This window comes from Myroides indicus, from assembly GCF_004364575.1.
In the GTDB taxonomy this organism is placed as follows: Bacteria; Bacteroidota; Bacteroidia; order Flavobacteriales; family Flavobacteriaceae; genus Flavobacterium; species Flavobacterium indicum_A.
In genome coordinates this window covers 108,786-134,965 of the sequence record NZ_SOAG01000004.1, presented here as the reverse complement: position 1 = coordinate 134,965, position 26,180 = coordinate 108,786, and the positions used below count along the sequence as shown (strand labels likewise).

The window sequence follows — 26,180 nt, the reverse complement described above, 5'->3', positions numbered from 1 at the left end:
TTTAATATTTTAATTCTGTTTTATCTTTTGTAAAAATATCGCAAGTTATTTTGTATTTATTATTGGTTAAATCAATGATATCTACTTTGAATTTTAAGTTACTTGTAGAATCTTTTGGCTTGTATGTTCTATAGGAATAGGTTTCTAATGCCCAACATTTTAAAAGTTTTTCAATTTCCTCATTTGAAAAATCATCTAGACCATAACCTTCTTGTAAATTTTGATTAAAATTTTGTAGATTATTCCTTGTAACTGATAGGCTTATAGAATCAAATAACTTTTCGCCTTTAAAAGCAAATCTTCCTTTTAAAAATGTTTTGTAAAATGTAGTATTTTCAGAAATTATAAAATGTAAAAGTTCTTCTAAAAGAATATTTATACTATTAACTTTTTCATCTGTTAGCTTTTGTTTCCACTCTTTAAACTCTACTCTTTCTAAAAGAGGTAAGTGTTTTGTAAGATTATAATTATTTATTAAAGTTTGAAATTTCTTCCCATACGTAGTACAAGCGTTATAATTTATAAAGAATAACTCAGATTCGGAAAGCTGAGCACGAACTATTTTTGCATAACTTGACTTTTCTTTATCATTAAAATTGGATTCACTAATTAATTTAAAAATTCTATACAAAGTTCGATAATAGTGCGCAATGGATTCTTTGTTTACTATATAGAAAATTGTATATAAATCAATGGCAATTTTACGATTTTTATAAAAGGAATTCGTTGGTTGAAACTTATTGTATAAATCTTCTTTATGCTTTTGAAAAAATTCTTTTCCTTTATATATTTGAGAAGAATGTGGAATATCATAATGCATTGAATTTGTTATACTTTGATATACATCTAGTAATGAAAAGAATTTATTTTCAAATTGTTGTCTTTCAAATACATTTCTGCTTTCTATAAATTCTTGTCTTTGTAAAGATAATGTTTCATATAAAAGAACAATACCTACTATTGTAAATATTGCTCCTACAAATCCTCCTATGAAATCTCCTGATTTTGCGGACGAATCTAAATCTAAATTATATTTAGAATTAATAAAATCTTCAAAATATATCCCTCGTATTAAAAACCAAACTATTATTATACAACCGATAATAGTAAGTATGTAGGATAGAATTATTCGTATTCTCATAAATTAAGGACGTAGTTTTAATAATTACCATTAACATCTTTTTTCAAGAAGAATACAACTATCCGTTTCGTGAAATCAGTATGTTAAGCTAATTGTTTTTATGTGAATAAGATATTTAAAAAAAGAATAGTTTGATCTATAACGAAGTAATTCAATAAACTATTTATTTGTGTAAATAAAGATAATAATATGAAATCAGTATCCCCTTACCTGTTATATGTACAACCTATCGTATTCCAAAATATTCAATTAGTATCTTATAATTCGGACTCAAACATATTAAAACTTTCTCTAATATTATTACGGAAATCCGTAAACCTCTCAATATTTTGAGTTAAGGCTCTATTTTAATCAAAAAACTATCGACTTCTGAATATTCTATAATAGATTTAGTACGATTATAATTACCAGCATTATCACTAAATATTCTTGTGTGTTCTAATCCTACTAGTTTTGAGTCATATTCAATTATAAAGTCTGGCCTTGGCGGTTTTGGTTTATCTATAATATTTATTTCGCAATCTATTTTATATACAAATTTCCCTATTTGACAGACTTCTAAAATTTCTTTTTGTGGCAAATTGAATTTCTCTATAATTGGATTAATTATTCTGCCTAAAACTTCTCTTTCTGTTTTTGAAGTTTCAATCAAGTCTTTTAATACTTGTATGTTTATCTGCATTTTTTATAAAGTTTATTACTAATGAAAAGTGTATTGGAGATAATAGTGTGTTAAAAAGCTTAAACTTTAAATTTAAGCCTTAGACTTTGATTATGTAAACCTTTACTGTCTATAATTTTTATGTGAATCCAAATAAGGATGATTCTTTATATTTTATTATATTATTTTTCCTTAATATTTCAGTAAATGCATCGATTCTTGTCGCAAATAGTTTACTTCTGTTTGATATTGACCACTCATTCATGATAGCAACCAATTTAGGACTACTATTTAAATCGTTAGGATTTATGTACCAAAGACCACAACCACTAATTCCAAACAAATTAGGACCAAAACTTAAGTTGTTTGACTTTAGATTTAGTGTGTTTTGTCTATCATATTCAACTATTAAGTTTAGAAATTCCTTTCTATTGTATTGTGTGTAATCTTCTGTTTTAATACAATTGGTTTGATGAATAAACGATCTTGTATGAAAAGAATTTCTTGTCATTGATTTTTTAGACCAACTTGTCGGATAACCAAATATCAAGTAATTTAAAAAATGAGATGGAGTATGGCTTAATTCAATGTCACTACATTCTAAGAATATAAAATCATTTAATATATCTTTAACTGAAAGCTCATCTAAAATCAATATACCTAAGTCTAATTCATCAGTAGCTCTGTTATCAGTAGCTTCATTTTTAATGATTTCTCCTCCCGGTTTTAATAAATCAAAACCGTTCTTTAATGGAATAAAAATATCTTCTATGTCATCCAAAACGTGAGCTGCCGTAAATAGAAAATACTTAGATTCTATTTTCACAAAGACTCCAGTTCCATGTTGTTTGTAGTTAGTTTTATTTTTCAATAAAGGACAAGTATAAGAACGAATTCTTGGTATTGATTCCACTTGTTTTTGAGCAATATTTTTAAACGTAATATTTTTCATAAAATTTCAGATAATATCGTTGCTTCATGAAACATAGCATAGTTTTGTAAAATGAAACCTATAATTATTTTTAGTAATATCTTACGCTAATTTATCTAAATAAAAGACATGAAAAAATAATCTTACACCATTTAATAATTGATTTTTTAAATTTATTTCTAAAGTCTAAATGCCTTTGTAGGCTTCCCTAAAAATTTTTAATTATAGAAAAATAGCATTATTTGATAGTGTTAACATTATTATAGTTGCGCTGTAGTAAACATTAAATAAGTTCTTAAAAGACTTACTCTTAAACAAATGTAATATCTCATGAATACTATAAGTTTTAAACTTAGATTTGAAGATATGGCTTATTATTTTTTTGATAGATACCAATTAGCAAATAGTAATATTCCTATAGATAAAAGAGATATTAAAATCTTGACACAAATTGTACTACTAATAAAAGTTGTAATTAAAAGGTATGTAATAAATCCTACAATTAATATTGTTATAATGTTTTGTAACGCTAATAATATTATTCCTATTATTTTTTTTAAAGGATTAAAATTGGAAAATTTTCTATAAAAACTAATTTCATCCTCAAGTTTAGAAATAATTAAGTATAATTCAGAATCTATTAAATTGATAGTCGTTTTAATTAATTCTTCATTATTCTTTTCTTCAATAGACAGCCTTAATAAATTATCTAATATATTTTTACTTAAATATGCAGATTTTCCATCTTTAAGTAATATACTTTGGATTTCTTCTTTAAATTTTAAGTTGTTTTCCCCTTCTTTAAAATATAAGATTAAACTAAGCCTATTTTTTATTTCTGTCATAATTTCGATACGGATGTTGAAAGTTTTTTCAAATGTCTGCTTCGAATCATTTATTGGTTTTTCTATAGACCCCTTGATTACCCAAGTCAAAAATGCAATTAAACTAGTAAGTAGAAATACTAACAAATTTGAATCTACCTGTTTTAAAGTTTCTAAGACATCCATTTGTATTCTTTATTTGGTTTGAAAAATGCAATAATTTTATTTGATATACTTTGTATGAAATTGCCTTCTTTTGAATAGTCATTTTCAGGATTTTCATTTCTTAAAAATGCATAAGTTGTATCAGCTTCATGGAATACTGCAATTCTTTCATCATTATTGTTTGTTGTACCAGTTTTTAAAAAAACATTTTCAATTTGAATGTCTGTTTTAGATGTGAAAATTTTATTAAGAACTTCCATTAACATTCGTTTTTCTGAGTCAATATCATTAGTAAAAAAAACATTGTAATGTAATGCTAATTGATAAAGTGATATTCCATATTTTGTTGCTCCTAAAATAGTAGAAGAAAATAATTCATTAGATGGAATACTTAATAATGTAGATAAAAAAGCTAAAGATTTATCTATTCCAATTCTATTACTAATATTAATAAAACTATTGTTATTTGAATGAAATAATGCTTCATCTATATTTAAAAATTTATCAGTGTAACTTGCTTCTCTTACATCCCAATTTAAACTATTATGATAGGCGTCAAACTTTTCGTCGTTGGTGATTCCTGTTTTTTTAGCCAGATAGTATAAAAATGGTTTCAAAGTAGATCCCACATTAGACTTAAAAACAAAAGGATAGTCCGAACCATAATGGCTTGAAAAGCCAACTAACTTTCCGTTCTTGATAATAATTACAGATAATGGATATTTAGAATCTGAAACAATTTGTTTCGCAAAGTTTTGAAATTTTGGAATCAGAGTAGATACTATTTTCTTTTTTTTGAAATTTATACTTTCTGTGATATATGGTATTACGTTCTTTTTAATTGAAAATAATTTATTTTCATTAAAATGTAAAGGATGACGATTTATTTTACGAAACTGATTTATATTTATTGTTCGATTTTGGTATAATAGATTTGATAAAATTTTCATTCTAATGAGTGCTTTATCAGTGTTTTTAATGTAGTAATTAGGTCCTCTTAAAATTGTAATTAAGTATAAAACCTCGGACTTATTTAAATGTTCAAGTTCTTTATCAAAGTAAAAAATACTAGCAGTTCTAACACCCCTTAAATTCTTGCCAAAGTATACATTGTCAAAATATAGATTTAATATTTCATCTTTAGAGAAATTATTTTCAAGATTTAATGCTTTAAAGGACTCTTTTATTTTTCTATAGATAGTTCTACTATTATCTCGTAGAATATTTCGAGCAAGTTGTTGAGAAATAGTGCTACCTCCCTCTAAAACTTTTAAATTAATTAGGTTTCTAATCATAGCTCTTGAAATCCCTCGATAATCAATTCCATTATGTTCAAAAAATCTTTTGTCTTCAATGGGAACAATGAATTCTTTAAATAAACTTGGTAAATTAGAAGATTTAGCATTGCACTCATAATCTTCGGATACAACTGCAAATGCTTTTTGTTTTTTTCCCGATTTGTTGTAAATAACAAACCCGTCAATTTCGTTATTCATATTTTTCAGTGTTTTTTTTTAGGGATTAATTACACATAACACTTATGTGCTTATTTCGTTAAATTTGTTACTATCATAATTTAGTTTTTTTGTAAATCAGATATTTAACAAACTAGTTTATTACGCTTAGCAAATCTATCCAAATTAATATAACCTCCTTAGAATATGGATAGAGTGGTTGTACTATTTTATACCCAAACATAGTATTTATATTTTCATTATAAATACGGAAATCCGTAAACCCTTTAATATTTTGAGTATAGTTGTTTTTTAGAAAAAAATCAACTTCAAAGTTATCCTCCTTTTATAAGAGTAAGTTGTTTTAAAAGCTCAATTTTAATCTGGAGTACTTAAAAACATAGCTTTTTATTATCTTATTAGTTACTTGTTTTATTATATTTTCAAGTAATTGAAATGCCTTCATAGTTTGTTGAATCAATTAAACATTTTCTTTTTACGTATTATCTATTTTAGATACCAATAGTTTAAATAGAATAAGTTTTTCATGGAATTCATTTATTCTACAAGCACTTAATTAATCCTTCTATCTATATTTTTTCTCAATTTCTTCTTTTTAGAAAATTGTATATTCTCATTACACTCATTATTTTCTGTAGTTAATAGACTTGCAAATAATCCAGTACCTTTGGAGTCAAATATTTCAATAATGTTGTTTAAATCTAATGAGAACTCCAATGAGATATTATCTATAACTTGAAAGTATTCTTCTTTACTAGGTTCGTTTAGTTTATCTTCAATCTGCTCTAAGATGTTTAATACTTTTTTATCTTCAACACTTCCTTTATCCATAGTTACAGAATACATAAGCTTCTCTTTAAGTCCTCTTTGATAATTAAACATATTATCAAAAAGCTTTTCGCTATTTTCTTTAAAAGCAAGATTGTCAAATTGTCCAAACTTAGCAGAATGTGCTATGTTTTTACCTCTTGAATTATTCTTAGGGCTTAGTTTTATCTTATTGGTTATATCCTTACGACTAACTATAATCTGTAAGTGCATTTGTTCGCCTTCTTTAATATCACCAACACTCACTTCTGCATTTTTCACTTTTTCACCTGTATTAGAATAATACCTAAAGTGTTCAAGCTTTCCAAACCAAAGTAGATCTTTACTACTTGTAATACTATCTTTTTTAAAGTTAAGTGCATAAGCATCCATAACAGCAATAGCATACTCTTTTAGTTTCTGCTGTAACAAATCTTCTGTATATTTCTGTTTTAAAAAAAGAATTTCTTTTTCACTTGGACTTATATTTACTAAGAAAAACTTATCGTCTGTTTTACTAAGCTTAGCTATGTTGTTATCAAGTTTAACTCGTACTTCTTGATGTGGTACATCGTATCTGTCATTTGTAAACCAAAGCTCTTTCTCTCTGTTATCATTCTTTAGTTTGTTTTCTTTTTCTAAGTATTCAACAAGTCTTGCAGAGCTCCCTTTGTTATTTCCTGTTTCTGAATTAGTAATATTTATAAACATAATTACATATTATTTAAAGATTGTCTTACATGCTCTATTAGCTGTTCTTTCTTTGCATTAGCTGTTGTCCAACCCATTTCTTCACGTGAATGGATGTAATACTCTAAAAGCTCTCTAAACTGCTCTTTGAGCTCATCTTTTTGTCTTTGATGATTTACTAGTACTCTTATTCCACCTATTATACTTTTTGTGTACTTTAATAGGGCAGTATTTACCTCGCTTTCTCTAGCTAAATGAGTATCAATATTACTAAGCTTATCATTACTTTGAGCCATAGCAACCTTTAAAAGTCCTACATCAGTATAGCTTGGCAATAGAAAATCTTTCTCTTGTTGTTTTATAAAAGAGATTATCCGACTGATTCCTAAGGATAATTCCTTTTTTAAAACTTCATCTCCAAAGTCTGATGGATCTTTTTTACTTCTATAGAAGTAATCAACCATCTGAGTAAATAACTCCTTCTTGCTTCGCTTAAATCCTAAAGCGAGCTTTTCAAACTTTTCATTAACTGGTTTTGAAAAGCGAATACTACTTGTATCTAGTTGTTTCATATTTATCTTTTTTAGTTTATTAATCTTAAAAGAGAGTATACCCTTAAGTATACCCAAATCACATCTTTATAAGGGCTGAAAGCCCAAGAGTATACTTAAGGTATACTCAACCCCTTTGCAACGCTAGTGAAAAGGCAAGCGACTAGGGCTCTGCCCAAGTCCCGCTTGCTTTTTTCAAAACCATATATTACCGTAAAAGAAAAGAGTAGTGATATACTACTCTTTTAATATTTCTTAAGGCAAAGTAAATCAATGTGATTCAAAACATTGTAAGACATAATTAGCCAAATAGAGCCATAGAAAATAATGAGGAATAATTAATCCTTTGTAAGAATATATTATCCACTAAAATCCAAACAACTTGCAAGTGAATAACTTAAAAATCAAACATTATGTTGACAAGTAAAAACCTAATTTCAAGTTCAAGTATTCATAAGGATATTAAAGAGAACCTTAGTGAATTTATATCTAAGCCAGATAATTGGATATATTATGTATTTCATGCACAAGCAAACATATTAACTCTACCAACAATAACAATCATTGGAGAAGGTAAAGTTCTGAAGGAATTAGTAAATCAAGATTGGGTTAATAATAGTATTGAATTATATAATACCATTATTAACGTAATTGAAATGGACCAACTAATCCTTAATAAAAAAACACCTCATAATATCTACTATAATTTAAACTGTCAATTAGATCAGTTAATATTTTGTAACGATGGCTTTTATGATGAAGAGATTGAAAACATTCAGAATGATGGAGAAAGGAATTTTCTTAAGAAAACAAAAAGGTGGCTAAAACAAAAAGAGGAGTCTTATACTAAATTACTTCAACCTTATACTAGTAGCGAGGAACAAGATAGTGTCAATATTGTTTTTATACTGCAACGACTACAACAATTATTACAAGAGATAATAACAGACTTTAAAGTTATATTTCTTCCTATGGATGTTTTTTTGAAAAACTATACTACAGAGCAAGTACTATCATTTCTAGTCGCACACTCAAATACAGTCAAGAACAAATTCGATAAAAATACAACCATTGCTGGTATAGATTTTTATGATTTAACAAAACCACCTTTATCAATTAAATATTTATTAATTATATTAAACTATCAGTCATCTATTAAAGAAGACGTTTATGATATAAAGCTATTAATTGACAATCTAAATTTATTTGCAGAAGCATTAACAATAGATTTTAAAAATGATTGTTCGGATATTTTTAAACATCGTGTTAAGCAATTAGAAACCTATAATATAATAGAAAAAGCTAAAGCTAGTGTAGAATCATGGGAAGACACCTTAGAGAATCAAGTAAAAGAAACTCTTAAAATTTTTTATAGACCTAAATCTGTATTTCTTCTTTCAAAGAGATACTTTAATATTCCATTGACTGATTTTAAGTATGAAAGAGGCATTCACTTGTTTATTGTAGTATTAACTCAAAAAAGAACTTATCAGGAAATTAGGCAGTTTAGTAATTTAATTACTAAACAAACTAGTGGACAAGTTAAAGTTACGGTCTTACTTCAAAAAGCAAGTAATTGGACAAGAAATATTCCTATGTTCTTTGAGTTTTATAAAAAGTATTTTACTAGCCAAAACTTATTTTATGGCAATTCAATTTACATAAGCTATGATAAGGACGAAGATACTATAACACACAATAAGAATAAATATACTCAAGAATGCTTAGAATCACTTAATAGAGCTTATTTGAATATTAAAGAAAATAGTAATGCAACATTCTGTGAAGCACAAGCGATGCTTTATCATTTTGTCATACAACAATCACTTGTATTACTTATTTATAGAAAACTTGACTTTATTTCCAGTATTATTGATCTAAATTATTTATGGGATTTAATTCAGTGGTGTTATCCCTCGGTCTATAAAGACATAAATGAGTTACCCACAGTGAAAAAAATGCTATTTAATAAGGACTGTTTTGTAAAATATTACCCTAAACCAAATGATTTTATAGTTGATTCTACAGTAGAAGACATTAAAGAATTAGACTCATTCTGTGATATGATATACTCATTTACAAAAAAAGAATTGGGAGATAACTCTTCTTTGGAGTAAAGTGTAAAAGTGATGGATTATTATCCACAGCGAAATGACGTTTAAATTATCGAGATGTGTCTTTGTCCTTACAAATTGAAAAATTTGAACAGGAACAAAGACCACTCGTTTTTCTCCCGAAGGTCGCAAAATTGGTAAAGAGAAAAGAGTATTAATTACCAGAATACAAGAAGCAAAAAAGCTAGAGTACAAAATTATATGTACTCTAGCTTTTTCTATTTTATATAGACACAAAAAAAGCCTAACTATAAGGTTAAGTTTTCATATTTTTATTAATGCTCCATTTACTTAGTTTGAATCAGCTTCTCTAAACGCATCATCATTTCGTCTTTCTCCTTTAGCATACGCTCATATAAGGCAATCTTTTCTTCGTGAAGTTGAACTATCTTATCAATGGAATTGTTATTTTGAATATTTAAGCCATTATTATTGATAGCATTATCAGAAAAATTACAAGCAATATTATAAACAGCCTGCTCTTCATCAAAATTCTCAATTGCTTCTACAGGTATTTTAAGCACCTTAGAAATCTGTTGTAATAAAGCATTATCAATAACTTCTTTCTGTTCAAGTAGAGATATCTTCTTTTGATTCCAATCATCTCCTAAATCAAAAGCAAGAACTTCTTGTTTGATTCCAAGCATTTCTCTAAAACGCTTTACATTTCTTCCTTGATGTATTTTATGTTCCATAATTAATAGCTGAGTTAAGAAGGCTCAAAAATAAAGCCAATGATTTAAAAAGATTGAATTGTAAAGTTATTAAAAATAAATAGAATTCTAAATTATCTAAAATAGAATGCAAATACAAAGGATATAATATCCTTTTCGAGAATTTTTTATTCTTTAGAAAGTGAACAACTTTGAACACAATTACAATAAAAATTTACTAAAGGAACTACTCTCGAATTGTCTACAAAGAGAGATGGACTATCACTTTTTAAACTAAGAAAACTAAAATATATAAGTTGAACTAAAAAAAAACATTATGAAAGATATTTACTGGTGCCCACCTGACGACAAATTAGAAATTCCTGAATTCTTACTCAATGGAGGTATATTCGAAGCCTTGAGTTCATATACTTTAGAATCTTTTCGAGAACTATTAAAAGAACTAGAACGCTTTAATGAATCAGTCACTAGCAAAAAAAAACGAAAGCAAATTTGTGAGCGACAAATCCCTTTTATACTAGATATTAAAATGATGGTTATGGGATGTCATTTTTTTATTCATCAGAAAAAAAAACTCAAATATTGGAATGATTGGATTGATATTCCATGGGTTAAAAATCCTTATCGCTGTGTGTTTGAGTATCGCTCTAGAGAGGATTTCAAAATCAATCATCATCTTGCTCATTTAGAGGATTCTTATACCTTGCTAAGCATCAAAGAAGTGCAGAATTTTCAAAAAGTATTTAAAGACTTTTTTAAACCAATGGACTTATCCCTTTGGATAAAGATGTTAGATCATTGGAAAGAAGCCTTAGAGAGGAATCAGGACATCACTGATATTATGGGACCTCCTCCTTATAAGGTATATGATGCTATATTGAAATTATTTGAAGCTAGCTACTTAGCTATAAGCTGGGCTGATTACAGTTATTTACCCCCAAATAATCACGTATGGGAACACTATTTAGGCAGTCCATGTGAAGGTTACCAAGCCAGTAATCCTTTTGAGAATATCATTCTTATCTTCAATACAAACAGTTATTATGAAATTCAAGAAGTTATTAAAGTGATATATTCTAACTCAAAAAAAGAAGATACTTTCCTTATACAAAATGTTACTAGTTTTCGATTTACCTTAAAGTGGTTGCTACAAACAGGATGGGTACTACTACAAACTGACTATTATCCAACTACTTGGCTTAATCCTGATATTTTAGACTACATTAATTGTCCATTTTCCATAGAGGAACTGCGTATTTGGAAACCTAAATATCTAAGTACAGCAGAAAGTGAAAACCTCAATATAACTCTTTCTATACTGTATCACGATATTGATGTTAGGGAATTTATATATGAAGTAGAAGATCGACTAATCCAATATATTGCTAATAAACAAGCTATAGAGATAAATGATTCCGATTTAAATATTGAAACCACCTTACTTAAAATTTTAGATGTTATAACCTTATTGGCTACTGATTTTTGCAAGAGAAGAATAAAAGATAGGTTGAATTATAAAAAAACATAATGAATTAAAGGTAATAATTCTAACTCGTATATTATCTTAAACTTAGTAAGATAAAGCCAAATAGACTTTGAAACTGCCAAAAATAGAGTATCATCTGTTTTGATTGTAGTTTAGTTGTTTAACCAAAAAAATAACTATCATGGAAAGTCAAATTACAAAAGACGATTTGAGATTGTTTGCTCAAACAATCATTGGAGAGTTAAAAGATCTATTAGTCAAGCAAAACAAAGAAACTTCTCTTGAATGGGTAAAGGCTAAAGTAGCAAGACAATTACTCAGTATCTCGCCAGCTTCACTACAAACACTACGCATTAGTGGTAAATTGCAGTATCGCAAAATACTTGGTTCGTATTACTACAACAGAAAAGATATTATGAACCTTTTTAATGAGTAGAAGTTTACTTTTACTCATTAAAAAGGTTGGAAATTGACTCCCTTAAATTTCTTGTTTGCAAAACTACAGTTGAATTGTTAGAAAGTGTAGAGAATTTAAGGGAGTTCCTATTATCCATTTAACTGATTAATAAAATTAGTTAGTTGAGTTAATTTATCAGGGTTTAGCTTTTTTAAACTCTCTAGTAAATCTGTGTAATTATCACTTTGCTTATTTGATTTCCCTTCAAGTTTACCTTTTAAAATCTGCATTTCAGTCTTAATAGCTTCTTCTTCTGTTAGAGCGTATTCCTCAGTCTGCTTAACAGAGTGATGTCCTAACATTTCCTTTACTACATGAATAGGTACACCATTTCCAAGAGTTACAGTACTTCCAAAAGTTCTTCTTGCTTTATGGGTGTTTAACTCACTTATCTCACATAGTGAGGCAATCTCTTTTAAGTACTCATTCATCTTTTGATTAGAACGAACAGGAAGAACGATATCTTTACCAATACAATCAGGATGATTTTTATACTTTTCCATTATCTCTATTGCTTTTGGAAGTAGAGGGATAGTTATATTAGCATCTGTCTTTTGTCTGTTGGTTCTAATCCACAGATTGCCCTCCTCATCTTTAGTAATATCGCTTTTCTTTAGTTGAAATACATCAATATAAGCAAGACCAGTATAGCACTGAAATACAAATACATCTCTTACCGTACTTACTCTATCATTTTGAAACTCTTTGTTTTCTAAAATAGATAGCTCTTGTTTGCTTAATGGTTTCTTATTGAGTTTCGTCTTTTTAGGTTTGTATTGTACAAAAGGATTAGAAGATATTATTCCCTTCGCAACAGCCCGTAAAACAATCTTCTTGAAGTTTGAGATATACTTTATAGCAGTATTGTTAGAACACGCTCTAACGGTCTTTAAATAGTGCTCATAGCCAATTACAAACTCATAATTGAGTTCTCTAAACTCTATATCTTCTTTACCATATACATAACGGATATATTCTCCAACATGCGATCTAGCTGTTACATATCTTTCATGTGTTCCAATAGCATACTCTTTAGGTACTAGTTTAAAAACTTCATCATTGTGTTTTTGGAATTCTTCTAAAACTTTAATCCTACTAGTTCCTTTGCCTTGGATATAATCCATAAGCACAGAAGCAGTAATAGGCTCTTCATTACTTAATAACTCTAATTTGTACTTGGTAATCTTAGATACGATTGTATCTAAGATGTAGTTTAGCGTTTTAGCGTCTTCTTTAGCGCCATTGGCACGACCTGCTTTTTGGTTCCATCTTTTGATATCCCATCTATGACTTAAAGAAGTCTCTTTGCGAATACCATCTACTGTGATTCGAAGGTAAACACCTCTTAAATCACTTTTCTTCCTACTTGGTTTGAGAAAGAAATTAATTGATAACTGTTTTTCTAACATAATTCAACTGTTTTTAAATATTAATAAATGTCGAATTAAAACGTTCCAAAATCACAGTTTAAAACTCTCTGGCGCCTTTTGGCGTAAGGGTTCGTTAAGTTCAAAGGTGCGCATCACTAGGAAATTTTTTTGTGCACCGAATCTGTAACTTTTTTGGGTGCACTTTTAAAAATAATGTGATACCCCTAAAAAAGAAAAAACCTATAACTCATTGTGAATCATAGGTTTTGTGCTTTTTTAATAACTTTTAAAAAGTTACTATTTATAATTTCGCGGAGAAAGAGGGATTCGAACCCCCGGACCTGTTACAGTCAACGGTTTTCAAGACCGCCGCATTCGACCACTCTGCCATTTCTCCAGTCGAACTCTTGTTCTGTATTGCGAGTGCAAATGTAGATTATCTGTATAACTTATGCAAATTAAAATTGTATAAAATCAATAATATTTTTTGATAAAAATGTAAAATATTAATATACAGATAATTGTTTTTTTTAATAGGTAATATAATCTTCTATTTCTAAACCGTAACCAATCATTCCTACTCGTTTAGTGTGTCCGGAGTTTGTCATCAACTTTATTTTACTGATGTTTAAGTCGTGTAAAATTTGTGCTCCGATACCAAAATCTTTTGAATCACTCGGCAGTTTAGGAGTATTGATATCTAAGGTTGCGTTGTGTTCTTCCTTAATAAGAGCTAAGCGTTTTAATAAGTTTGAAGTTTGATTTTCCTGATTGATAAATAAAATTGCTCCAGTTCCTTCTTCGTTAATTTTTTTGAAAGAGGCTTCCATTCTTTGGTCGAGCTTGCCGCTTAGTGCTTCTAATACATCATCATTGCCGGTAACTGAGTTGATTCTGGTCAAAACAGTATCACCATTGTTCCATGTACCTTTGGTTAGTGCAATGTGAACTTGTTTATTGGTTGTTTGGTAATATGCTCGCAATCTAAAGCTGCCAAATCTGGTTTTTATTTCAAAATCTTCTTTCTTTTGGATCAGACTGTCGTGTTTCATGCGGTAAGCCACCAAATCCTCAATAGAAATTATTTTCAAATTCCATTTTTGAGCTACTTCAACAAGCTGAGGCAATCTTGCCATGGAGCCGTCCTTGTTTAAAATTTCTACTAAAATCCCTGCAGGTTTAAAACCGGCAAGACGAGCCAGATCTACAGTAGCTTCGGTATGTCCGGTTCGTCTTAAAACTCCGCCTTCTTTGGCAATTAAAGGGAAAATATGTCCGGGACGACCTAGGTCATCTGGTTTAGTTTCGTCTTTTACTAAAAATTCAATTGTTTTTGCTCGGTCATACGCAGATATCCCTGTTGTACATCCATGTCCTTTTAAATCAACAGATACGGTAAATGCAGTTTGATGTAAAACAGTATTATTAGTAACCATAGGGTGCAAGTCTAATTCTTTGCATCTCTTTTGGGTGAGAGGAGCACAAATAAGACCTCTACCATGAGTTGCCATAAAATTAATCATCTCCGGAGTTACTTTTTCTGCGGCAGCAATAAAATCGCCTTCATTCTCTCTGTCTTCATCGTCTACAACAATGACTACTTTTCCTGCGCGGATATCTTCGATGGCTTCTTCAATAGTATTGAGTTGAATATGATTGTTTGACATTATTGTTATATTTAATATGTATTGATTATTGTTTAGTGTGTTTTTTCTTGAATAATTTGGTTATAGGATAAAAAACAGAATCAAAGTTTATAATACCACTATCATTTGTAGCTTTATAAGTTAAAAATACTGCCAGAGGAGTAAGGGTAAATGCTCCAACCCATGAACCTAGAAATGGCACAATTCCATCTTCCTGGGCAAGCTTTCTTCCAAATGTATTGATAAAGTGATAAACAATAAAAATGATTACTGCAAATACAATGGGCAATCCTAAGCCGCCTTTTCTAATAATAGCTCCTAATGGTGCGCCTATATAAAACATGAGGAAACATGAAAAAGCAATGACAAATTTTTCGTATAACGCCAGATAATGATCGTTTATTTTTTTAATTTGGTTGGTTATAGATAAATCGTTGCTTTCTGCGTTAAATGAGATATTATTGACATAGTCAATAGCGGATTGCAAAATGCGTTGCTGATTTTTAGGAGTAAATTCTTCAACTATCTTTTCAGGTGCACTCGGCAAAATAATACTGTCGTTTGGTTTAAATTTAAAAATGTTATCTACACGGAGTGTCAGGTTATCAGTATTAGATTTTTTTTCAGTATTGAGAATATTGTCTAAAGAGTCTATGGTGTAATTCAACTCTTTTACATTGAGCATTCCATGGGTGTTAGTGATTTTTTCTTGATCTTTTCCGTCATTTTGAAAGCTGCCTAAATCAATATTCATAGTATATTTTTCAAAATGAGCTTTGGTAAACGGATGTTTTTTTGCCTGAGAATAGGTTTTTGCTGTCACGTCTTCATAATAATTTCCGTCAAACAAGTGCAATTTCAAAATATTGCTGGTTTCGTCTGTTTCCAATTCTCCGTTGATGGATCGGATAACGGTTTTATTTTCATAACCGGACGATGATTTAACGTGCATAGTCACATTGTCCAGATACTGTCCTTTATCACCTGATTTTTTATCTACTTTGATATTGACGTTTCCCAAATCATTAAATTGTCCTGCAGCAATTGCCATCGCAGGTTTGGTCTGTAAAATTTCCTTTCGGAGGTTTATGAACTTATACTCGGCTTTAGGAATTACATCGTTGGCAAACCAAAATGAGATACCTGCCAAAATGAAAATGAAAATTGAAAGGGGACGCATAGCGCGTTTTAGAGAGATTCCGGAGGCTTTCATGGCAGCAAATTCATAATTTTCAGCAAAACTTCCGAATGTCATGATAGATGCCAGTAAAACGGATAAAGGCAAAACCATAGGAACCATTTTTGGAGAATAAAACAGCAAAAACTGAGTAATTATCCAAATATCTAAATCTTTTCCTGCCAATTCAGAAATAAAAAGCCATATTCCCTGTAAAATAAAAATAAAATACAGTATAATAAACACTGTAAAAAGTGTTGATATAAAGCTTTTTAAAATATAACGATCAAGTATTTTCACCAAGAGAAATTAATCTATTTTATTAATGTAATAATCAGGATACATAGATTCTGTAAAGGTAAAATGATTTTTTGATATTGGTTGATCTGTTTTAAAAGAATTAACTGTCAATATCGATTTTGAGCCGTTTTTGTTAACCTGAATTTTGTTGTATATATGTTTGCTCTGATTGTCAATACCCAGTAAAATTTCTTTGATGTTTGATTTGGGATCAGTAGGAGTGAGTTTGACATATTGAATTTGTTTTCCTTGTATATTTTGTAAAATATCCCATTGAAAATCATATCCCTGATTAAAGAAAGTAAGCATCTGCGTAGGAAGTACATTGTCTATGCTCTCTGGATCGTATTTAGAGATAGTAACTTCCTGGTCTTCTGAGGTAATAGTATAAACATATTTGCCGTCAAATATTTTTTTCATTCCCATAAAATTCAAAACGTATAAATCTTTTTGAATATCGATATGCCCGCTTCCGTTTTGGTTGTAATTATCATTTTTTCCGTCTTGGATATTGTAACTAAAGTCAATGGAGATATTTTTGTAATTGTTGACTTTTTTGGTTACTTCTGCCAAAAAATTTTTTGCTCTCTGACTGCTTTGTGCCTGTATGCTAAAAGAGGTAAAAGCTATGAGTATAAAAGCTGTTATTTTTTTCATAATGGTCATTTTGAACGATTAAATTATTGTTCTTCTTCTCTAAAAAATTGTTCCAAAGCAATTAAATCCGGTATTAATACGCTTCTTGCTTTGCTTCCTTCAAACGGTCCTACAATTCCGGCTGCTTCAAGCTGGTCAATTATTCTTCCGGCTCGGTTGTAACCCAGTTTAAGTTTTCGCTGTAGAAGCGAAGCGGAACCTTGTTGTGCGGTTACAATTACTTCGGCAGCATCTCTAAATAAAGAGTCTCTTTCGCTGATATCAATATCCAGATTAGAACTGCCTTCTTCACCTACATATTCTGGCAGTAAATAGGCATCGGGATAGGCTTTTTGAGAACCAATATATTCAGTCAGTTTCTCAACTTCCGGAGTATCTACAAAAGCACATTGCACTCTTACTAAATCATTTCCTTGCGTATATAGCATATCTCCTCTACCAATAAGCTGGTCGGCTCCCTGTCCGTCTAAAATGGTTCGGGAATCTATTTTTGACGTTACCCTAAAAGCAATTCTTGCAGGGAAGTTGGCTTTAATAATTCCGGTTATCACGTTTACAGATGGACGCTGTGTGGCGATAATTAAATGAATGCCGATTGCTCTTGCCAATTGAGCCAAACGGGCAATCGGAGTTTCCACTTCTTTTCCGGCAGTCATAATCAAATCGGCAAATTCATCAACAACTAACACGATATAAGGCAAAAAACGATGCCCGTTTTCAGGATTTAATTTGCGCTGTTTAAATTTTTCGTTATACTCTTTTATATTTCTTACCATAGCATCTTTTAACAGGCTATACCGGTTATCCATTTCAATACATAAAGAGTTTAAGGTATTGATTACTTTCGAATTATCTGTAATTATTGCATCTTCAGAATCTGGAAGTTTTGCCAGATAATGGCGTTCTATTTTATTGAATAGGGTAAGCTCTACTTTTTTGGGGTCAACTAGTACAAATTTAACTTCTGCCGGGTGCTTTTTGTAAAGGAGTGATGTAAGTACTGCATTTAAACCTACTGATTTTCCTTGTCCGGTAGCTCCTGCCATTAAAAGGTGAGGCATTTTTGCTAAATCCACTACAAAAGTTTCATTTGAAATAGTTTTTCCTAAGGCGATAGGAAGTTCCATTTCTGCTGTTTGAAACTTAGGCGAAGCAATAACGCTGCGCATAGATACGATGGAAGGTTTGTTGTTTGGTACCTCAATACCGATGGTTCCTCTGCCCGGAATAGGAGCAATGATACGAATTCCCAAAGCCGAAAGGGACAAGGCGATATCGTCTTCCAGGTTTTTAATTTTTGAAATTCTTACACCTGCTTCCGGAACAATTTCATATAAAGTAACGGTAGGCCCTACGGTTGCTTTGATTTGAGCGATATCTATTTTGTAGTTTTTGAGGGTTTCTACAATATTGTTTTTGTTTTCCTCAAGTTCTTCCTGATTGATTGTAATTCCCCCTGTTCCATAGTCTTTTAATAAGTCGATGGATGGAAATTGATAATTAGATAATTCTAATGTTGGGTCAAATTCTCCAAAATCCCGAACTAAACTTGCTGCGAGGTTTTCTTCTAAAGTATCTTCATCTTTAGCGGCTTCCACAACAAAATCACTATCTTCAGTTTCAGTCGATACTGGCTGTTTTTCGGCTTCCTTTTTGAAAGCTATTTCAGAGCTGTGCTCAATGGTGGGTTTAAGGTTTTTTTGATCAAGAATGAATGAAGAGGAAATATCCTGATTGGTTTTGGATTCAGTATCGCTCTTGACAGATTTATCTGTGATGCTGCTTTTTGTAATTTCTTCTTTAATCTCGTTAACAGATGAAATCTCTTCTGACGGATTAGAGGAAGTAGCAACATTGACTGAATCAAAATTCGGATCTCCTTTTTTAATTTTTTTAAATAGTTTAGGTATTGCTTTTAAAGATTCTTTTATGCCGGAAGGCGATAGTTTAAAACGGAAAAGAGCAAAAACCAAAGCAAAGAAAAGGAGTAAAAAAACAGTGCCTATTGTACCTAAATAATCTACAAAAAACTGATTGATTTCAAAACCAACTACTCCTCCCAATAAAGGATTTGTATTCCAGAAGAATCCGAATAATGCAGAAATTAATAACATGGAAGCTAAATCCCAAAAAATCACGCGGTTTATTCTTTTTGCGGCAATTCCAAAGAAAGCGTAAACACCACAATGAACCAGCAGTTTGGCAAAAAAGAAAGAAGCAATTCCGAATCCTTTGTATATAAAGGTATGAGAAAGATATGCTCCTAGTTTTCCAAGCCAGTTGTTTACATCAGCACTTCTATTGGTCAGTAATTCAGCACTGCTTTGATCTTCAATTCCGGAGGAAAGATAGGAAATAAAGCTTAAAGCTAAAGCAGATCCGCTAATAATGAGCAGGATAGTAATTAAAAACTTACTGTTTTTTAAAATAGAGGTATCGTGCTTTTTAGTGGTGTCTTTACTGTTTTTATTCTTACTTTTTTTATTTTCTTTTTCCATTTTTACTGACAATAAATAGGCGTGGCTTTTAGCTTTTTGATATAATTCCAATGTATTTATACTATAAACACATTGGAATTAAAATTTTAAAGTACAGCTTTTAGAGCTTCTTCATAATTTGGCTCTTCTGTTGTTTCGGCTACTTGTTGGGTGTAAATAACCTTTCCTTGTTCGTCAATAATGACTATTGAACGGGAAAGTAACCCTTGTAAAGGACCGTCTGTGAAAATAATGCCGTAATCATTTCCAAATTTACCTTCTCTGAAATCAGAAAGCATTTCTACATTTTCAATTCCTTCAGCACCGCAAAAGCGCCCTTGAGCAAAAGGTAAATCACGTGAAATACACAATACTACAGTATTGTCTAGTTTTGCTGCATCTTGGTTAAAATGGCGTACTGAGGTTGCACATGTAGGGGTATCAATACTAGGGAAAATGTTTAAAATTACTTTTTTGCCTTTGTAATTACTAAGTGTTTTTTCAGATAAATCTGTACCGACAAGTGTAAAGTCCGGCGCAGAGGTATTTTTTGAAGGCAATTCTCCAATGGTATGAATGGGATTGTTTTTTAATGTTACTGTTGCCATGATACTATTTTTTTTTGATTCATACAAAAATAGTCAAAATTTAAAAACTAATATAGCTTTTCACTGGGTATGTATTAATTGTTTGATAATTATAAGGTTAGTTTTTATATGCTAAGAATAGAGGAATAGAGGACGTAAAAAGGGAATAAATAAAAAAAGGAGAGTTGTTTTTTGTAACTCTCCTTTTTTAAATTATTTATACACGATATTATTTGTCGATAGCACCTAGCACTCTTTGCATAAAGCTGTTTAAAGCCTCTTTTTGAGTTGCCCCTTCTTTTACAAGTTTTTGTACCTCAAGCGTACCGTACATATTGGAAATCAATTCTCCTATAACGTCTAGTTCTTCATCTTTTATAGAAGGAAGTTCAGTGAGGTGTTCCAATACTTCTATTGCTTCGATAATGTAATCTTGATCATTTTCCTCAACAAATTGAGATAAATGTTTCATAACAGGTAGTTTCATAATCTATCTATAATTTATGAAATTAAGCAATTTCGCTTACTAGTTCGTTTAATACTTCTGCCTTATTAGTTTGGGTTTGATTGATTAATTTTCCATCAACGAAAGTTGCAAAAGTAGGTAAATTAGTAACGTCAGCTAATTTTCTTGATTCCGGAAAGTTTTCTGCATCGGCAATAACGAAAGCAATTCCTTCTTTTTCATTAGCCAATTTTTTAAACTTCGGTTTCATAATTCTGCAATTTCCACACCAAGAAGCCGAGTATTGAACTACTACTTTGTTATTTGAGTTTACAATTTCTTGTAAATTGTCTTTGTCTAATTCTACTAGCATTTTTTTGTTTTTTAAAGATTAGTGTTTACTTAAATAATCCGCTACTCCTTTTCGGTCTGCATTCATAGCATCTTTTCCTTCTTCCCAGTTTGCCGGGCAAACCTCACCAAATTTTTGTACGTGAGCGTAAGCATCAATTAATCTTAAATATTCGTTTACGTTTCTTCCCAATGGCATATCATTAACAGATTCATGGAAAATTTTACCATCTTCATCAATTAAATAAGTAGCTCTGTAAGTTACGTTAGAACCTTCTGTAAGGATAGTATCGTATTCTTCGTCAAAAGTTTGGTTTGTAACATCTAAGATCCCTAACATAGAAGACAGGTTTCTTTGCGTATCTGCAATAATAGGATAAGTAACTCCTTCAATACCGCCATTGTCTTTTGGTGTATTTAACCAGGCAAAGTGTACTTCATTAGTATCGCATGAAGCTCCTATTACCATTGTGTTTCTTTTTTCAAAGTCACCTAAAGCAGCCTGAAACGCATGTAATTCTGTAGGACATACAAAAGTAAAATCTTTTGGATACCAGAACAATAATACTTTTTTATTGTTTTTTGTAGCTTCTTCAAAAATGTTGATTTTTAAATCATCTCCCATTTCAGAGATTGCATCTACAGTAATATTCGGAAATTTTTTTCCAACTAAAGACATAATTATTTATTTTAAAAGTTAATATTCCTCTTATTTTTTGTATTACAAATTTACGTTAGCTTCCTTAGTTAAACTATTAAATTTGATTATTGTTTTTTATTGTATGATAAAAATAATTTATAGCAAAGAATGATTTATCCCTGATATATTAAAGTACTGAAAGATATGAATAAAAATTGAATAGCTGAAAAAGCTTTTGTTATTAAAATGCTAATTAAAGTGATTTAATCGTCTCAATTTAATATTTAGAGCAGCATATAGCAAAGTAACAAAAGGACTTAAATAATTGAAAAATGCATAAGGGAGATAAGATAATGTAGGTACTCCCAATACTCCTGCATGATAGGCTCCACACGTGTTCCAGGGAACAAGAACAGAAGTAACCGTGCCGGAATCTTCAAGTGTTCTACTTAAATTTTCAGGTGCTAATCCTTTAATTTTATAAGCTTCTGAAAACATTTTCCCGGGTACTACAATAGATAAATATTGATCAGAGGTAACAATGTTCACGGCTAGACAGCTGGCAACCGTACTTGCAAAAAGCCCAAAAATACTGTCTGCTAGTCGGAGCAGGGCGGCAGCTATTTTTTGTAGAGCACCTATAGCTTCCATTGCACCTCCAAAAAACATAGCACAAAGAATAAGCCAAACTGTATTAAGCATACTTGCCATTCCTCCGGCTTCAAATAAATGGTTTAAACTTTCAACAGGCGAGATTATTTTGATATCGGTAGTCAGTGCCAGCATAATTCCTTTATAGGCATTGTAAAAATTTAATTCCTTTCCTCCCGATACAAAAAGTATAACTTCGGGTTGAAATACCAATGCAAAAACAACGCCGAGTAATCCTCCTAATAATAAGGCAGCTATCGGCTGTATTTTTTTTACGATTAAAAAGATAACAAAAGCAGGAACTAAAAATAGCCAAGGAGAAATAGTAAAAGTATCAGCAATAGCAGTTAGGGTTTCAGCAGTATCTGTTTCTCCTTTCGCATCGTATAAAACTCCTAATACAACAAATAATAAGAGTGTAACTATATAGGTAGGAATGGTTGTATAAAGCATATATCGGATGTGTGTAAATAAATCTGTACCCGCCATTGCAGGTGCCAGATTGGTCGTGTCGGAGAGGGGAGAAAGCTTATCTCCAAAATAGGCTCCTGATATCACGGCGCCTCCAACAATTCCTAAAGGTAATCCTAAAGCATTTCCTATACCGACTAGTGCAATTCCTACTGTAGCAGAAGTTGTCCATGAGCTTCCTGTAGCAATAGAAATGATAGAACATATAATTAAGCATGCAGGTAAAAAAATAGAAGGGTGCAGAATTTTTAATCCATAATAAATCATGTTTGGGATAATTCCGCTCAACAACCACGTTCCCGACAACGCACCTACTAGGAGTAGTATAAAAATTGCTTTAGAGGTATCCCGTACATTATTGGTAATTTGAAGAATTATGCTGTCATAACTAATACGATTATATAGCCCTACAATTGTTGCAACAGCGCCGCCAATCAACAAAATATACTGATTGGTACCGGATAAAGCATCATCCCGAAAAATAAAAACATTGACAGCTAATAAACCAACAAGAATAATAACCGGTATTAATGCCTGAAACAGAGTGATTTTTTTTTCGGACTTCTCTTTTTCTTTCTTCATCGAATAAATATTGGGTTTAAAATACGAAAGTACAATATTATCGTTTAATTAAATTCCGGTGAGTTTACTAAAGAGAAAATAACAGCAGGTAATTTTGAATAAAGAATAAGAAAGGGAATATAAAAAATTAACATCTTTTGAGGTGAAAAAAGTATTTAAAAAAGATTATTTTTTTATTTAGTAAACTACATTTGTGTGTTTTTTATTTTATAAAATATGGCTGAGTTTGCTGTTAATGCATTTTATGAGTTAATTATAGATGATTTAATTAATAGAAAGTATTGCGTAACAGATACTTTTTTTACAGTAGAAGAGATTGATTTGCTAAGAACCAATTTGCTGATAAAACAATCATTGACAACTTTTAAAAAAGCCGCCGTGGGACCTTTGTCCAATGAACAGATTATTGAAGAAGTAAGAGGAGACTTTATTTTGTGGATGGATGAAAGTAGTTCTGATCAGATTGAAAAAATGTATTTTAATAAGATTAATAATTTTATTCATTACATAAACAGAACCTGTTATCTTGGAATTCAGGAAGGGGAGTTTCACTATGCGTGTTATCCGGAAGGTACTTTTTATAAAAGACATCTCGATGTTTTTCATACCGATGTCAGAAGAACTTTATCAGTTGTTTTGTACTTAAATACACCCGATTGGCAGCCAGACAACGGCGGAGCACTGGCATTGTATCTTAAAGATGCTGCGGGACGTGAAAAAGAAGAGCTGATTCATGCACAGCCCGGCAGATTAGTAATTTTTGACAGCAAAGAAATTGAACACGAAGTACAAATGGTTTACAAGCCACGTTACAGTATTACAGGATGGTTAAAAACAAGGTGATTAATATTTTTATTTCTATTGAAATAGAATTAAATTAGTTTTGTAATATATCTGAGTTTATGTTTGATTTTCGTCTGAAAGTATTTTATACCGTTGCCAAGAGAAAAAGTTTTACCAAAGCGGCAAAAGAACTACTGATTTCACAACCCGCAGTAACTAAACATATACAGGAAATTGAATCTAATTATCAAACCAAATTGTTTGTGCGAGATGGTATGAAAATAAATCTGACCGATGCGGGGCATTTGCTGTATCACTATGCAGAAGAAATTTTTTCTGTTTACAGAAACTTAGAGTTTGATATTCATACGTTAAATGCCAAAACAGAAGGAGTGTTGCGCATCGGAGCAAGTACGACAGTTTCCCAGTATGTTTTGCCCCCACTATTAGCCGAGTTTAGAAAAAAAGTATCCAGTCTGCATTTAGATGTTTTATCAGATAATACTGCAATTATTGAAGAACAGCTGTTAAATAAAAGCATAGATGTAGGTATGGTTGAAGGGGTATCAAAAAATCCACAGATAAAATATATTGATTTTATTGAAGATGAAATAGTGTTGGTATGCGGAAGCGGAAATCCGTTGGCTAAAAAAAGTAATATAAAGCCGAAAGAATTACTCAATCTTTCCTTTTTATTGCGCGAAACAGGATCGGGAACCTTAGACGTGGTTGCCGCTAAGCTAAAAGAACTCGGTATAAAGTTAGGCGATTTGAAAAGTGAGATGAGTTTTTCCAGCACAGAGAGTATTAAAATGTATTTAATGCATTCCGACAGTGTAGCTTTTTTGTCAATTCATGCCATATTAAAAGAGTTGAGATATAATGAATTGAGTATTTTAGATGTTGAAAATACTGATATTACAAGAAAATTTTCCATTATTCAACGGCAAGGTCAGGAAAGTGCTTTAGTGGAATTATTTGTCCGGTTTGTTCAAAATTATAACCTTAAGTTATAACTCATAAGTATTATATATTTTCTTTTCCTTTCTTTTCACAGGAAATTTGTACTGTAAAAAGAAAGTATATGTTTAACAGCAATCAAAACCATTCGTTCAGTAAAATTATATTCGCAGGCTTAGTTATTTTGTGTCTTTTTCCTTTTATATCCTCGTCAACTGCTTTGATTTTGGGTATCGTGTATGCACAGATTTTTGAAAATCCCTATCAGCAACAAACTAAAAAAGCAACCGGATTATTGCTTAAAATAGCAGTTGTGGGACTTGGGTTTGGAATGAATGTATATAGTGCGTTGTCTGCCGGAAAAGAAGGATTTGTATTAACCGTTTTTTCAATTTTTTTAACTTTGATATTAGGGTTTGCATTAGGCAAAATGCTTAAAATAGATAAAAAAATATCTTACCTGATTTCTTCGGGCACCGCAATTTGTGGAGGCAGTGCCATAGCAGCCGTTTCTCCTGCAATTAAAGCAGACGATAAACAGGTGTCGGTAGCTCTGGGTATTGTGTTTGTTCTCAATTCCATTGCACTAATCGTTTTTCCGCCTATGGGTCATTTGCTTGGATTAAGTCAAACAGATTTTGGTTTGTGGTCAGCTATTGCTATTCACGATACCAGTTCGGTGGTGGGTGCGGCAGCTAAATATGGAAATCAGGCATTGGAAGTAGCCACTACAGTGAAGTTAGCACGTGCATTATGGGTAATTCCGGTAGCTTTTTTATCAACGATAATATTTAATAATAAAGGTAAAAAGGTACGTTTGCCTTATTTTATAGGTCTTTTTATTTTAGCAATGCTTGCCAATTCCTATATTCCTGCCATACAAAGTATAGGAGGTTATATTGTCCAATTGTCCAAAGCAGTTTTAACACTGACCTTGTTTTTAATTGGAACGTCTTTGTCTTTTAAAACCGTAAAATCAATAGGCATAAAACCTTTGTTGGAAGGAGTGGGGTTATGGTTATTTATATCCGTTACTTCGTTATTATATATACTATATATAGGCTAAGGTCGGTTTCTAAAAGGAAAGAAGACTGTCTGGTTTTGGAG

24 protein-coding genes and 1 tRNA gene are annotated in these 26,180 nt (G+C 30.8%); 6 read left to right on the top strand and 19 right to left on the bottom strand.

What is annotated here, in order from left to right; all coding sequences use genetic code 11:
- Nucleotide 1 precedes the first annotated feature (1 nt).
- From C8P70_RS02845 to C8P70_RS02815, 7 genes are all read right to left on the bottom strand, one after another.
- Entirely contained in the window at nt 2-1,141 is a 1,140-nt protein-coding gene (locus C8P70_RS02845; RefSeq protein ID WP_071307410.1) for a putative phage abortive infection protein, read from the bottom strand.
- Nucleotides 1,142-1,475: 334 nt separating this feature from the next.
- Complete coding sequence (locus C8P70_RS02840; RefSeq protein ID WP_071307411.1) at nt 1,476-1,823, bottom strand: hypothetical protein; 348 nt, start codon at nt 1,821-1,823, stop codon at nt 1,476-1,478.
- A 118-nt stretch (nt 1,824-1,941) separates the two neighbouring features.
- On the bottom strand, nt 1,942-2,754 hold the full coding sequence (locus C8P70_RS02835; RefSeq protein WP_071307412.1) for a hypothetical protein: 813 nt from the start codon (nt 2,752-2,754) through the stop codon (nt 1,942-1,944).
- Nucleotides 2,755-3,107: 353 nt separating this feature from the next.
- Nucleotides 3,108-3,743, bottom strand: a complete 636-nt coding sequence (locus C8P70_RS02830; protein WP_071307413.1) for a hypothetical protein — start codon at nt 3,741-3,743, stop codon at nt 3,108-3,110.
- A complete protein-coding gene (locus tag C8P70_RS02825) occupies nt 3,731-5,218 on the bottom strand; it encodes a transglycosylase domain-containing protein (protein ID WP_071307414.1) in 1,488 nt (495 codons plus the stop codon). The genes C8P70_RS02830 and C8P70_RS02825 overlap by 13 nt, the downstream gene beginning before the upstream one ends.
- Nucleotides 5,219-5,749: 531 nt before the next feature.
- Nucleotides 5,750-6,715 (bottom strand): DUF5712 family protein, encoded by a 966-nt coding sequence (locus C8P70_RS02820; RefSeq protein WP_133711832.1) that lies wholly within the window; start codon nt 6,713-6,715, stop codon nt 5,750-5,752.
- Nucleotides 6,716-6,717: 2 nt separating this feature from the next.
- Entirely contained in the window at nt 6,718-7,266 is a 549-nt protein-coding gene (locus C8P70_RS02815; RefSeq protein ID WP_071307418.1) for a BfmA/BtgA family mobilization protein, read from the bottom strand.
- A 392-nt stretch (nt 7,267-7,658) separates the two neighbouring features.
- Here C8P70_RS02815 and C8P70_RS02810 point away from each other — a divergent pair, with 392 nt between their 5' ends.
- The gene (locus C8P70_RS02810; protein WP_071307419.1) at nt 7,659-9,362 is read left to right on the top strand and encodes a hypothetical protein; all 1,704 of its coding nucleotides are present in this window, start codon (nt 7,659-7,661) and stop codon (nt 9,360-9,362) included.
- A gap of 284 nt (nt 9,363-9,646) precedes the next feature.
- Here C8P70_RS02810 and C8P70_RS02805 read toward each other — a convergent pair whose 3' ends face one another.
- Nucleotides 9,647-10,054, bottom strand: coding sequence for a helix-turn-helix domain-containing protein (locus C8P70_RS02805; protein ID WP_071307420.1), 408 nt, complete (start codon nt 10,052-10,054; stop codon nt 9,647-9,649).
- Nucleotides 10,055-10,349: 295 nt separating this feature from the next.
- Here C8P70_RS02805 and C8P70_RS02800 point away from each other — a divergent pair, with 295 nt between their 5' ends.
- Together C8P70_RS02800 and C8P70_RS02795 are read left to right on the top strand one after the other, a co-directional pair.
- Nucleotides 10,350-11,561, top strand: coding sequence for a hypothetical protein (locus tag C8P70_RS02800; RefSeq protein ID WP_071307421.1), 1,212 nt, complete (start codon nt 10,350-10,352; stop codon nt 11,559-11,561).
- A gap of 139 nt (nt 11,562-11,700) precedes the next feature.
- Nucleotides 11,701-11,955, top strand: a complete 255-nt coding sequence (locus C8P70_RS02795) for a MerR family transcriptional regulator (RefSeq protein WP_071307422.1) — start codon at nt 11,701-11,703, stop codon at nt 11,953-11,955.
- A gap of 110 nt (nt 11,956-12,065) precedes the next feature.
- Here C8P70_RS02795 and C8P70_RS02790 read toward each other — a convergent pair whose 3' ends face one another.
- The 11 genes from C8P70_RS02790 to nhaC all read right to left on the bottom strand — a co-directional run bounded on the left by C8P70_RS02790 (nt 12,066) and on the right by nhaC (nt 23,330).
- Nucleotides 12,066-13,385, bottom strand: a complete 1,320-nt coding sequence (locus C8P70_RS02790) for a site-specific integrase (protein ID WP_071307423.1) — start codon at nt 13,383-13,385, stop codon at nt 12,066-12,068.
- A 273-nt stretch (nt 13,386-13,658) separates the two neighbouring features.
- A tRNA-Ser gene (locus C8P70_RS02785) sits at nt 13,659-13,743 on the bottom strand.
- A 133-nt stretch (nt 13,744-13,876) separates the two neighbouring features.
- Nucleotides 13,877-15,013 (bottom strand): 3,4-dihydroxy-2-butanone-4-phosphate synthase, encoded by a 1,137-nt coding sequence (gene ribB / locus C8P70_RS02780; RefSeq protein WP_133711831.1) that lies wholly within the window; start codon nt 15,011-15,013, stop codon nt 13,877-13,879.
- A 25-nt stretch (nt 15,014-15,038) separates the two neighbouring features.
- Entirely contained in the window at nt 15,039-16,469 is a 1,431-nt protein-coding gene (locus tag C8P70_RS02775) for an LptF/LptG family permease (RefSeq protein ID WP_133711830.1), read from the bottom strand.
- A gap of 9 nt (nt 16,470-16,478) precedes the next feature.
- Nucleotides 16,479-17,126 carry a LolA family protein gene (locus C8P70_RS02770; RefSeq protein ID WP_133711829.1) on the bottom strand — a complete coding sequence of 216 codons (648 nt, stop codon included), beginning with the start codon at nt 17,124-17,126 and terminating at the stop codon, nt 16,479-16,481.
- A gap of 23 nt (nt 17,127-17,149) precedes the next feature.
- Nucleotides 17,150-19,624 carry an FtsK/SpoIIIE family DNA translocase gene (locus tag C8P70_RS02765; RefSeq protein WP_133711828.1) on the bottom strand — a complete coding sequence of 825 codons (2,475 nt, stop codon included), beginning with the start codon at nt 19,622-19,624 and terminating at the stop codon, nt 17,150-17,152.
- 86 nt (nt 19,625-19,710) lie between these two features.
- Nucleotides 19,711-20,211, bottom strand: coding sequence for a thiol peroxidase (tpx, locus tag C8P70_RS02760; protein ID WP_133711827.1), 501 nt, complete (start codon nt 20,209-20,211; stop codon nt 19,711-19,713).
- Between the two features lie 208 nt (nt 20,212-20,419).
- A complete protein-coding gene (locus C8P70_RS02755; protein WP_133711826.1) occupies nt 20,420-20,677 on the bottom strand; it encodes a DUF6952 family protein in 258 nt (85 codons plus the stop codon).
- A 22-nt stretch (nt 20,678-20,699) separates the two neighbouring features.
- Nucleotides 20,700-21,008 (bottom strand): thioredoxin family protein, encoded by a 309-nt coding sequence (locus tag C8P70_RS02750; RefSeq protein WP_133711825.1) that lies wholly within the window; start codon nt 21,006-21,008, stop codon nt 20,700-20,702.
- 18 nt (nt 21,009-21,026) lie between these two features.
- Nucleotides 21,027-21,665, bottom strand: coding sequence for a peroxiredoxin (locus tag C8P70_RS02745; protein WP_133711824.1), 639 nt, complete (start codon nt 21,663-21,665; stop codon nt 21,027-21,029).
- A gap of 210 nt (nt 21,666-21,875) precedes the next feature.
- Nucleotides 21,876-23,330, bottom strand: coding sequence for a Na+/H+ antiporter NhaC (gene nhaC, locus C8P70_RS02740; protein WP_133711823.1), 1,455 nt, complete (start codon nt 23,328-23,330; stop codon nt 21,876-21,878).
- A 216-nt stretch (nt 23,331-23,546) separates the two neighbouring features.
- On the opposite strand from nhaC, the gene C8P70_RS02735 reads away from it, so the two are divergent.
- From C8P70_RS02735 to C8P70_RS02725, 3 genes are all read left to right on the top strand, one after another.
- Nucleotides 23,547-24,173, top strand: a complete 627-nt coding sequence (locus C8P70_RS02735) for a 2OG-Fe(II) oxygenase (RefSeq protein WP_133711822.1) — start codon at nt 23,547-23,549, stop codon at nt 24,171-24,173.
- A 59-nt stretch (nt 24,174-24,232) separates the two neighbouring features.
- A complete protein-coding gene (locus tag C8P70_RS02730; RefSeq protein WP_133711821.1) occupies nt 24,233-25,129 on the top strand; it encodes a LysR family transcriptional regulator in 897 nt (298 codons plus the stop codon).
- 68 nt (nt 25,130-25,197) lie between these two features.
- On the top strand, nt 25,198-26,139 hold the full coding sequence (locus tag C8P70_RS02725; RefSeq protein WP_133711820.1) for a YeiH family protein: 942 nt from the start codon (nt 25,198-25,200) through the stop codon (nt 26,137-26,139).
- Nucleotides 26,140-26,180: the final 41 nt, after the last annotated feature.